Below are 11140 nucleotides of genomic sequence, written 5' to 3'. Positions count from 1 at the left end.
GGGTGCCCCGTGGGAGCTGGGGCTGGCCGAGACCCAGCAGACGCTGCTGCTCAACGGCCTGCGCGACCGCATCGTCGTGCAGGTCGACGGGCAGCTGAAGACCGGCCGCGACGTCATCGTCGGGGCGCTGCTGGGGGCCGAGGAGTTCGGTTTCGCCACCGCCCCGCTGGTGGTTGCCGGCTGCGTGATGATGCGCGTCTGCCATCTCGACACCTGTCCGGTCGGTGTGGCGACCCAGAACCCGGAACTGCGCAGGCGGTTCACCGGCAGGCCCGAGTTCGTCGAGGCCTTCTTCACCTTCATCGCCGAGGAGGTGCGCACCTACCTCGCCGCGCTGGGCTTCCGCAGCCTGCAGGAGGCGGTCGGCCGGGTCGACCTGCTCGACGCCCGCGCCGCCGTCGACCACTGGAAGGCCTCCGGCCTCGACATCACCCCGTTGCTGCACACCCCGGAGCGGCCCTTCGGCGGCTCGCTGAACTGCACGTCCAGCCAGGACCACGGGTTGGACAAGGCGCTGGACAACTCGCTGATCCAGCTGTGCGAGGGGGCGCTCGACGACGGCCGGCCGGTCTGGCTGGAGATGCCGATCCGCAACGTCAACCGAACCGTGGGCACCATGCTCGGCTACGAGGTGACGAAGCGCTTCGGCGCGGCGGGGCTGCCCGACGACACGATCCAGCTGCGGTTCACCGGCTCCGCGGGGCAGAGCTTCGGCGCCTTCGCGCCCCGCGGCATGACGCTGACCCTCGAGGGCGACGCGAATGACTACGCCGGCAAGGGCCTCTCCGGCGGCAAGATCTTCGTCTTCCCGCCGAAGGAGTCCCCGCTGCGGGCCGAGGAGAACATCGTCGCCGGTAACGTCCTGCTCTACGGAGCGACGGGCGGCGAGGCGTTCTTCCGCGGGATCGTCGGCGAGCGGTTCTGCGTGCGCAACTCCGGGGCGACCGCGGTGGTCGAGGGGGTCGGCGACCACGGCTGCGAGTACATGACCGGCGGTACCGTGCTGGTACTCGGGGCCATCGGGCGCAACTTCGCCGCGGGCATGAGCGGCGGCGTGGCCTACCTGTACGACCCGGTCGAGGCGCGGATCAACACCGAGATGGTGGACGTCGAGGCGCTGGGCGACGCCGACGAGACGATCGTGCGGGACCTGCTCGTCCGGCACCGCCGGGAGACCGGTTCGACGGTGGCTGCCCGGCTGTACGCCGACTGGGACACCGTGCGCGGGTCGTTCCGTAAGGTGATGCCACGGGACTACAAGCGGGTGCTGACCGCCATCCGGCAGGCGCAGGAGCAGGGGCTCGTCGCCGACGAGGTCATCATGGCGGCGGCTCGTGGCTGACTGGGCCGCCAAGCACGACCCGACCATCATCGCGATCGCGCGGACCCGACAGGAGCGGCATGGCTGACCCGACCGGCTTCCTCAAGCACCGCAGGGAGCTGCCGAAGCGCCGTCCCGTGGACGTCAGGATCACTGACTGGCGCGAGGTGTACGAGTCGTTCCCCGAGGAGCATCTGCGCACGCAGGCCAGCCGCTGCATGGACTGCGGCATCCCGTTCTGCCACGAGGGCTGTCCGCTCGGGAACATCATTCCGGAATGGAACGACCTGACCCGGCGCGGCGACTGGGTGGACGCCATCGAGCGGCTGCATGCGACGAACAACTTCCCCGAGTTCACCGGGCGGCTGTGCCCGGCGCCGTGCGAGGCGGCCTGCGTGCTCGGCATCGGCGACGATCCGGTGACCATCAAGCAGGTCGAGGTCAGCATCATCGACCGCGCCTGGGCCGACGGCACCGTGGTCCCGGTCCCGCCGTCGCTGCGTACCGGCAAGCGGGTGGCGGTCGTGGGCTCCGGCCCGGCCGGTCTCGCCGCCGCCCAGCAGCTCACCCGGGCCGGCCACGAGGTCGTGGTCTACGAACGGGCCGACCGAATCGGCGGCCTGCTCCGCTACGGCATCCCCGAGTTCAAGATGGAGAAGCGGGTCCTGGACCGCCGGCTCGCGCAGATGGCGGCCGAGGGCACGTCGTTCATCACGTCCTGCAATGTCGGCCTCGACATCTCCGTGGACGAGCTGCGTTCCTCCTACGATGCGACGGTCCTCGCCGGGGGATCGACGGTCGGCCGGGACCTGCCTGTTCCCGGCCGGGAGCTGGGTGGCATCCATCTCGCGATGGAGTTCCTCGTGCCCGCGAACCGGGTCGCGCAGGGGGATCTGCCCGAGTCGCCCATCTCCGCCAAGGGTAAGAACGTGGTCATCATCGGCGGCGGTGACACGGGCGCGGACTGCCTGGGCACCTCCCACCGCCAGGGCGCGCTCTCCGTGCACCAGCTCGAGATCATGCCCCGGCCGCCGGAGCTGCGGGCCCCGGCCAACCCGTGGCCGTCATACCCGATCATCTACCGGGTCTCCAGCGCGCACGAGGAAGGCGGCGAGCGGGTCTTCGCCGTCTCCACCGAGCGCTTCCTCGGTGACGAGGATGGCAACGTGCGGGCGCTGCGCCTGCACGAGGTGCGCCTCGTCGGCGGGAAGTTCGAGAAGGTCGAGGGTACCGACACCGAGCTGCCCTGCCAGCTGGTGCTGCTCGCCATGGGGTTCACCGGCCCGGAACGGCCCGGCCTGCTGACCGATCTCGGGGTGGAGCTGGACGCGCGCGGCAACGTGGCGCGCGACGCCGGGTGGGCCTCCTCGGTCCCCGGCGTGTTCGTCGCCGGGGACATGGGACGCGGGCAGTCACTGATCGTCTGGGCGATTGCCGAGGGACGTGCCGCCGCCGCCGCCACCGACCGCTGGCTGATGGGCAGGACGGACCTGCCCGAGCCCATCACGCCGACGCGTCGCTGACCGGGAGCCGGCCAGCCCCGGCGTGCAGCCGGGGCTGGCGTGCAGCCGGGACACCGGAGCACTTTTTGGCCGAAGATTCATGTGATCTGTCTTGCTCCATGCCGGATCTGCGGCGATTGACCGGACTCGCCGACCAGCCTGGTGACCTGCGGCGGTACCGTTCAGTGCCATGAGGCTCGTGCTGCTCGGTCCACCTGGCTCCGGCAAGGGAACCCAGGGCGCTCGCATCAGCGCCCGGCACGGCATCCCCTCGATCTCGACCGGCCGGCTGTTCGACCGGCAGATCGCCGCGGGTACGCCGCTGGGCCGTCGCGCGGAGCGCTACGTCCGCGCGGGCGAGCTGGTCCCCGACGAGATCGTGCTCGACGTCGTCGCCGACCGGCTCGAGAGTGGCGTCGACTGTGCGGTGGGGTTCCTGTTCGACGGGTTCCCCCGGACCTACCCCCAGGCCGAGGCGTTGGACCGGATGCTCGTGGCGACCTGCGGCCCGCTCGACGCGGTCATCGACCTGGACGTCGACGTCGACGAGGTGCTCGACCGCATCCGGCGCCGGTCCCGCACCGAGGACCGGGTCGACGACGCGGAGGACACCGCCCGGCGCCGGTTGAAGGTCTTCGCGGAGGAGACCGCACCGCTGCGCCGCTACTACCGGCAGGGTGGCCTGCTGCGCACGGTGGACGGTTCCGGCAGCCCGGACGAGGTCGCGGCCCGCATCGAGGAGACGCTGGCGGACGTCGCCCATCCAGCTCTGCGGGCCCAGCCGGATCTGCCTGTCTGCCGGTAGGCCGTGGGTCGCCGAGGAGGGGAGCGGGGGCGCCTCGCGCACGTCTCCCTCGTCTCCCTCGTCTCCCTCGTCGTGCTCTGCTGGCTGCCGCTGGTCGTCGTCATCACCGCGTGGCGGACCGTGCTGAACCCGGCTTTCTACTCGCAGTCGCTGAACCGGGCCGACGCCTACGACCGCGTCTACACCCAGGTACTGCCCGATCCCGCGGTCGACACGTTGCTGGCCGGCCTCCCGATCGACAGCTCCCTCGTCACCGCGAACCTGCGCACGGTGCTGCCCCCGTCAACGATCCAGGCGATGACCGACGAGCAGATCAACCGGATCGTCGACTACCTGCGGGCCGACACGGACGACGTCGAACTCGCCGTCGACCTCCGGCCGATCTTCGACAACATCTCGGGCCTGGCCAACCGGTACGTCGCCGGTGAACTGGGCGCCGGCACCAGCTACCAGGTCACCACCGTGCAGGAGTTCACCCACGGTGTCGTCACCGCGCTCGACGACATCGCTGCCGGGCGTCCGCCGAAGTCCCTACCCACGATCGAGCTCTCCCCGCAGGACACCGACCGCGTCCTGCCCGTGGTGCTGGGCCGGGTGGACGCCGACACCCGTGCGCGCATCGAGGCTCCGCTGCGCGCCCTGCTGAGGTCGGGCAACATCGCCGGAGCACTGGCGCTGGTCGGTCCGGAGGTCTTCCAGGGCGACGAGACGGCCATTGGCCGGCTCCAGGCGTATCTCCACGGATCCACCCTCGATCTCGGGGTCCGCCTGTCGGATCTGCATGACCGGCCGATGATCGTCGCGATCGGCCGGCTGCACGACGTCGCCGCGACCCTGGTGTGGGTCTCCCTCCTGCTCGCCCTGATCATGACGGCGGCCCTGGCCGGCATCGTCGTGCTGGCCGGGCGGCGGGGGGTGTCCCGGGTCCGGGCCGCGACCGGTGCGGTGGTCCTCGCCGGCGTCGGTGCCGGGCTGCTCGGCGTCGTCCTGCGCATCGCGCTGCCGAATCCGCTGACCTCGCTGGACGGGCCGTCGCCGCCCCTGCCGCCGGGAGCTGGCGCAGTGCTGGTCGACTTCTCCTCGCGCGCCTACGGCACGCTCGAGAGCGGCTTTCTGCGGATCGTGGTCTGGACGCTGGTGGCCGGCCTGGTCGGCTACGGATTGTCGCTGCTCGTCGCGGTGTCCGCTCGGTGGAACCGGACCGGCCGGCGGCGCCGGGTCGCCACGGCGTTCGCCCTCGCGCTGCCCCTGATGATCACTGTGACCTGGACGGCCTTCCCGGGCGCCGCAGCCGAGGCCCGCAAGCTCTGCAACAGCCAGCAGGCGCTGTGCGACCGGCGCTATGATCAGGTGAGCTACCTGGCCACCCACAACGCGATGGCCACCAGTGAGGACCGGTTTCTCGGGCCCGCCCAGGACCCGGCGATCGCGCACCAGCTCGACCTGGGGGTGCGCGCCCTGCTGCTCGACGTGCACCACTGGACATCGCCGACCCAGGTCGACGCCTACCTGCAGACTCTGCCGCCCGCGACCCGCGACGCGCTCGCTCCGCTGACGCGAGGCGCCCGATCGGAACGCCCCGGCACCTGGCTGTGCCATGACCTGTGCCAGCTCGGCTCCCTCGACTTCGTGGCGGAGCTGACCCGGGTCCGGGACTGGATGAACCACAATCCCACCGAGGTCGTGACGCTGATCATCCAGGATAATGAGGTGCCAGCGAGCGAGATCGCCGGCGGCGTGGCGGCCGCGGGCCTCGCGGGGATGGTGACGACGCCGCCGGAGGATCCGCACGGCCGATGGCCGACCCTGCGCGAGATGGTCGGCTCGGGCCGACGCCTGGTGATCTTCACCGAGCGGCAGGACCTGCCGGGCACGTTCCTGCGCAGCTTCTACCGATATGCCGAGGACACCCCGTTCGATGCGAAGAAACCCGAGGACCTGCGGACCTGCGCCCGCAACCGGGGCGTGGACGGTGCCTCGCTGCTGCTGATGAACCACTGGCTCACCGCCGCCGCGCCCAGCCGCCGTGCCGCCCTCGGCGCGAACGCCGCCGAGACCGTGTTCACCCGGGCACAGCGTTGTCGCCAGGAGCGCGGGCGGATCCCGACGTTCGTCGCGGTCGACTTCGCCACGATCGGTGACGCGCAGACGGCGGTGGACCGGCTCAACCGCGTTCGCGGCGCCGGCCGTGGTCCCGGCGGTGCCGGTTCCTGACCCTCGGCCAGCCGGTGGGAGCATATCCGGGCGGTCATGCGTTGACCTGCGAGGAATTATCTAGTGATACGTCACCGTGCGAGGGAGCCCAGGTGCCGATCTGGAACCAGCTGCGTCAGTCCGCTCAGACGATGCAGGGCCAGCTGAACGCCAAGAAAAACGACCTGAAGAGCGGTGCCTTCCGCGATGCGAGCATGGCGATGTGCGCGTTGATCGCTGCGGCGGACGGGACCATCGACCCGGCCGAGCGGCAGCGGGTCGCCGCGCTGATCATCTCCAACGACGTGCTTAGCAACTTTCCCGCGGATGATCTCCAGCGTCACTTCAACGACTATGTCGGCAAGCTGCAGGCCGATTTCGAGTTCGGCAAGGTCTCCGTTCTCCAGGAGATCGCGAAGACGAAGAAGAAGCCGGCGGAGGCCAGGGCGGTCATCCAGATCGGGATCGTCATCGGCGGGGCCGATGGCACCTTCGACAAGACGGAGCAGGCCGTCGTGCGGGAGGCGTGCTTCGCGGTCGGCATCAACCCGGAGGAGTTCGACCTCTGAGCCGGACCGGCCGCACTGCGTCGAGCCCGTCACCCCGTCACCCCGTCACCCTGAACCCGTCACTCTTCCTTCCATCGGCGTAGAGGACACGTGGGACCAGCCGATGCCCTGCTCGCGGGCGGGGCGGGTCTGCTCGCCGGCGCGGTGAACACGATCGCGGGCGGCGGGACCCTGATCGCCTTCCCGGCGCTGCTCGCCACCGGTCTGCCGGCGCTGACCGCCAACATCACCTCATCGGTGGGGCTGGTCACCGGGTACGCCGGTGGGGCGCTGGGCTACCGCCGCGAGCTTGCCGGGCAGGCCGTCCGGCTGCGTGCTCTGGGACCGCCGGCTCTGCTCGGCGGTCTGGTCGGCGCCGTCGTGCTGCTGGCCACGCCCTCCGACAGCTTCCGGGTGCTGGTTCCGTACCTGGTGCTGGTCTCCTGTCTGCTCCTGGCGGCTCAGTCCCGGCTCGCGGCCGTGGTGGCACGCCGGAGAGCCAGCACGGCCGTGGTCGACGCCACGGCCCGGGTGACCTGGCCGACCCGGCTTGGGATCTTTGTCGCGGGAGTCTACGGATCGTATTTCGGCGCGGGGCTCGGGGTGCTGCTCCTCGGGGTGCTGGGCATTCTGCTCGCCGACGACCTGCAGCGCACCAACGCGCTGAAGACGCTGCTCGCGTTCGGGGTCAACGCTGTGGGAGTGGCGGTCTTCCTGGTCACCGCGAAGGTCTCGTGGGGGTTCGCCGGCATCCTCGTGCTCGCTTCCCTGTTCGGCGGGACGATCGGTGCCCGGGTGGCCCGCCGGCTACGACCGAACGTTCTACGTGGCACGGTCATCATGCTCGGTGCGACCGTGGCGATCGTGCTGTTGATCCGTGGCTGAGTAACCTGCTGTCCGTCCAACCTGCTGCCCGTCGATTGTCTTGCGTTAGCGGACGATGCACGCCGTCGTTATCGTACATTCTCGCAAGCAACTCGGCTAGGTAGCGGCTACGCTCCCGAAGCTAGCTTGAGGAAATGGCTCCGGTGACAGCCGGCTGGGTTATCGGTGGGCCCTACGTTCGCCGTCCTCCTGTGAGGAGTTATCCACAGGTGGCCTGTAGCGCTGGATTACCGGGGCTACCTGATGGATTCTCGGTCCATGACGTTTTCCGCTTCGGCCTCGCCCCCGCCGATCCGTCCCGTGCGCTATCCCGGTTTCGACCCCGCGGTCCGCCTCGCCGGTCGCCAGGGGGGTGCGATCACCTACCGGCAGGCGATGGCCGCTGGGCTGACCCGCGGCCAGCTGCGCCAGCTCGTCCACTCCGGCCAGTGGAGCCATCCGGTGCGCGGTGTCTTCGTCGTACCCCTCGGCCCGACGGAGCTCCCTGGCTCCGTCGACGACGTCCCGCGGCCGGGGGATCGGCGGCGCGCCGAGCATTCTGAAACCCGGGAGTCTGAAATCCGGGAGAAGGAATCCGCAGGACTTGTCCGGAACGACGTCGCGCGCCGACGAAGAAAGCGCCATGGTGCCATCACCGCGGGCCCCGGGCACGCGGCGCCGATCGTCGGCGATGAAAATACCACGCCGATTCTCCCGGTCTTCTCCTCGCCGTTTTCGGCACGGGTGCGGGCCGCGCTCATCGGGCGTCCCCGAGCCGTCGTCTGCGGGATCACCGCCGCCCGGCTCCACGGTTTTCCGCTCGCGGTTCCGGAAAGCTCCACCGAACCCGTGCACCTCCTTCTTCCGGCTCGGCAGACCCGGGCCCAGCCGCGCGGGATCCGGCTGCACTTCAGCGATCTCGACGCCGACCAGCGCCTCGAGCTGGGTGGGATCCCACTCACCTCGTCGGAGCGGACGTTGACGGATCTCGTGCTGGCCGCCCAGTCGCGTGAGGCGGCGGTCGCCCACCTGGACGCAGCCCTGCACCGCGGCCTAGTGCCGAGCTTGGCGGGGGCGCGGGCGGCCGCCGAGGGGCGGCGCGGTTTCCGGCAGACGACCGACTGGTGGTCGCTGGCCGACGGCCGGGCCGAGAACCCCCTGGAGACCCGGCTGCGGCTGCTGCTGGCCGACAACGGGCTCGCGCCCGTGGAATTGCAGTGGCCGGTCAGGGACGGGACCGGTCAGATCATCACCCGGCTGGATCTTGCCTGGCCGGCGCAGCGACTCGACGTGGAGGCGGACACCTTCTCGGCCACCAGCCCGCCGGCGATGATCTACCAGGACCGTCACCGCGGCAACATCCTCGCCGCGTTGCGCTGGACGGTGCTGCGGTTCAGCGTGGCCGACGTGACCTGGCATCCGGAGCGGGTCGTCTCGGCGGTGACCCGGGTCCTGGCGGCGCGGGCGGCCGAGCGGGCCGAGGCGTCCAGAGTGGCCGCTGAGGCGTCCGCCGCCGGCACAGCCGCGGTGGCTGAGCGGCTGCGGGCATCGTGAGCAGAAACACGATCCGGCGAAACGCGCGCAAGGTGTTGTGACGGGAAGTACATTCCAGGCCGCCTGGGCCCCCCGGGCCTACGATCCGGAACATGAGCGTTCCATCGGCCGGGTTGTCGCTGGCCGCAGACTTTCCGGAGGCGACGCGCGCCGATTGGCAGACGCTCGTCCTGCAGGTGCTGCGCAAGTCTGGCGTGGCGACCGAGGCGACTACTCCCGGCGAAGTCGAGGAGCTGTTGGCCACGCGGACCTATGACGGTCCGCGGATCCGTCCGCTCTACACCGCCGAGAACGCCCCCGCCGGCGGGGTGGGCCTGCCGGGGCTCGCCCCGTTCGTGCGGGGTGGGCGGGCGCAGGGCGCGGGCACCGGCGGCTGGGATGTCCGCGCGCTGCATGACAACCCCGATGCCACGCTCGTCGCCGAGGCGGTCCTCGCCGATCTGGAGAACGGCGCTACCTCGCTCTGGCTGCGGCTGGGGCCCGCCGGTCTGCCGATCGGCGGGCTCGGCGCGGTGCTGCGCGAGGTCTACCTCGACCTCGCGCCGATCGTGCTGGACGCGGGGGAGCTCACCGCCCCGGCCGCCGAGGAGTTCTTCGGCCTCGCCGCCGCCCGCGGCCTGCCCGGTTCGCAGCTCACGGGCAGCCTCGGCGCCGACCCGATCGGTCTGGCCGCGCGGACCGGCTTGCCGGCCGACGGCCCGGTGGGCCTCGCCGAGGCGGTGTCGCTCGCCGGCCGGTGCGTGCGGGAGTTCCCCGGGATCCGCGCCTTCGTCGTCGACGCCCAGCCCTACCACCGCGCGGGTGGCAGTGACGTCGAGGAACTCGGGGCGTCACTGGCCACCGGCGTCGCCTACCTGCGGGAGCTCACCGGGGCCGGCCTGAGCCTTGCCGAGGCGCTCGCCCAGATCGAGTTTCGCTACGCGGTCACCGCCGATCAGTTCTCCTCGATCGCGAAGCTGCGGGCCGCCCGCCGATTGTGGTCACGGGTCGCCGAGGTGTGCGGCGCCGAGCCGGCCAACCGGGCCCAGCGCCAGCACGCGGTCACCTCGGCGGCGATGATGACCCGCCGGGATCCCTGGGTGAACATGCTGCGCACGACGCTGGCCTGCTTCGGCGCCGGTGTCGGCGGCGCCGACGCGGTCACCGTCCTGCCGTTCGACACGCGCCTCGGCCGGCCCGACGACTTCTCCCGCCGGATCGCCCGCAACACCCAGACCCTCCTGCAGGAGGAGTCGAGCCTGATCCGGGTGACCGACCCGGCCGGCGGCTCCTGGTACGTCGAGTTACTCACCGCCGAGCTCGCCGAGGCGGCCTGGGCCTGGTTCACCGAGATCGAGCGGGCCGGCGGGATCGTCGCCGGCCTGCGGTCCGGGCTCATCGCCGAGCGAATCGCGGCCACCTGGGCGACGCGCTCCGACACGATCGCCCACCGGCGGGAACCGATCACCGGGGTGAGCGAGTTCCCGAACCTGGGCGAGAACCTCCCCGAGCGGCACCCCGTGCCCGCCGCGAGCCCCGCCGGCGCCGGCGGGGAGGCCCCCACGGCGGTGGGCGCCGGGCTGCCGGAGCTCACCTACGACCTCACCTTCGAGGAGCTGCGCGCCCGTTCCGACGCGCACCTGGCGGCGACGGGCGGCCGGCCCGTGGTCTTCCTGGCCACCCTGGGCAGCGCGGCGGCCTCGACCGCGCGCGCCACCTTCGCCGCCAACCTGTTCCAGGCGGGCGGGTTCGAGACTCCGACGTCCGGCCCGGGCACGGACCCGGCGTCGATCGCGGCGGCGTTCAGCGCCTCCGGGGCCACCGTGGCCTGCCTGTGCTCGGCCGACAAGGTGTACGCCGAGCACGCCGGGCCGGTCGCCGAGGCGCTGCGGGCCGTCGGGGCGAGCCGGGTGTGGCTCGCGGGCCAGGCCGGTGCGCGCGCGCAGACCGATGCCGCCGCGGGCATCGACGGCTACGTGTTCACTGGATGCAATGCCGTCGCCGTGCTGCGGGCGACGCTCGCCGAGGTTGGGGTGGCCTGATGTCCACGGACAGCTCGCAACGTGCCACGATGATCCCGGACTTCTCCGCGGTGGAGCTGGGCACCACGCCGGCCGGGGCGGACGCGGCGGAAGGTGAGTGGCGGGCCGCCTTGGAGGCGGCGACCGGTAAGGACGCCGACGCGCTGACCTGGGATACCCCCGAGGGCATCGCGGTGAAGCCGCTCTACACTGCCGCCGACACCGCGGGCCTGGACTTCCTGGGCACCTACCCGGGGATCGCGCCCTTCCTGCGCGGCCCGTACCCGGCGATGTACGTCACCCAGCCGTGGACCATCCGCCAGTATGCCGGGTTCTCCACCGCCGCCGCGTCG

General features: G+C 71.5%; 9 protein-coding genes. All 9 read left to right on the top strand.

From position 1 onward, the window contains the following. On the top strand, positions 1-1342 hold a 1342-nt coding region (locus tag AC08OT_RS05495), incomplete at its 5' end, for a GltB/FmdC/FwdC-like GXGXG domain-containing protein (RefSeq protein WP_476602587.1). Between the two features lie 59 nt (positions 1343-1401). Then, positions 1402-2844, top strand: coding sequence for a glutamate synthase subunit beta (locus AC08OT_RS05490; RefSeq protein ID WP_476591932.1), 1443 nt, complete (start codon positions 1402-1404; stop codon positions 2842-2844). A gap of 169 nt (positions 2845-3013) precedes the next feature. After that, positions 3014-3628, top strand: a complete 615-nt coding sequence (locus AC08OT_RS05485; protein WP_476591933.1) for an adenylate kinase — start codon at positions 3014-3016, stop codon at positions 3626-3628. Positions 3629-3631: 3 nt separating this feature from the next. Further along, positions 3632-5842: a phosphoinositide-specific phospholipase C-related protein gene (locus tag AC08OT_RS05480; protein WP_476591934.1), complete on the top strand. Its 2211-nt coding sequence runs from the start codon at positions 3632-3634 to the stop codon at positions 5840-5842. Between the two features lie 92 nt (positions 5843-5934). Beyond that, complete coding sequence (locus tag AC08OT_RS05475) at positions 5935-6390, top strand: tellurite resistance TerB family protein (RefSeq protein WP_476591935.1); 456 nt, start codon at positions 5935-5937, stop codon at positions 6388-6390. Between the two features lie 90 nt (positions 6391-6480). Continuing rightward, a complete protein-coding gene (locus AC08OT_RS05470; protein ID WP_476591936.1) occupies positions 6481-7254 on the top strand; it encodes a sulfite exporter TauE/SafE family protein in 774 nt (257 codons plus the stop codon). Between the two features lie 258 nt (positions 7255-7512). After that, complete coding sequence (locus AC08OT_RS05465; protein WP_476591937.1) at positions 7513-8787, top strand: type IV toxin-antitoxin system AbiEi family antitoxin domain-containing protein; 1275 nt, start codon at positions 7513-7515, stop codon at positions 8785-8787. A gap of 92 nt (positions 8788-8879) precedes the next feature. Next, a complete protein-coding gene (locus AC08OT_RS05460; protein ID WP_476602586.1) occupies positions 8880-10808 on the top strand; it encodes a methylmalonyl-CoA mutase family protein in 1929 nt (642 codons plus the stop codon). Then, positions 10808-11140, top strand: a 333-nt coding sequence (locus AC08OT_RS05455; protein WP_476602585.1) for a methylmalonyl-CoA mutase family protein, incomplete at its 3' end; no start/stop codon positions are given. The genes AC08OT_RS05460 and AC08OT_RS05455, both read left to right, overlap by 1 nt.

Source organism: Frankia sp. CgJB1 (assembly GCF_977947065.1).
This window is presented reverse-complemented; position numbering and strand designations above follow the sequence as displayed.

Excerpts from the sequence above, each read along its gene's own strand:
- AC08OT_RS05490 (WP_476591932.1), top strand. The coding sequence starts at position 1,402 with ATGGCTGACCCGACCGGCTTCCTCAAGCACCGCAGGGAGCTGCCGAAG.
- AC08OT_RS05485 (WP_476591933.1), top strand. The coding sequence starts at position 3,014 with ATGAGGCTCGTGCTGCTCGGTCCACCTGGCTCCGGCAAGGGAACCCAG.
- AC08OT_RS05465 (WP_476591937.1), top strand. The coding sequence starts at position 7,513 with ATGACGTTTTCCGCTTCGGCCTCGCCCCCGCCGATCCGTCCCGTGCGC.
- AC08OT_RS05460 (WP_476602586.1), top strand. The coding sequence starts at position 8,880 with ATGAGCGTTCCATCGGCCGGGTTGTCGCTGGCCGCAGACTTTCCGGAG.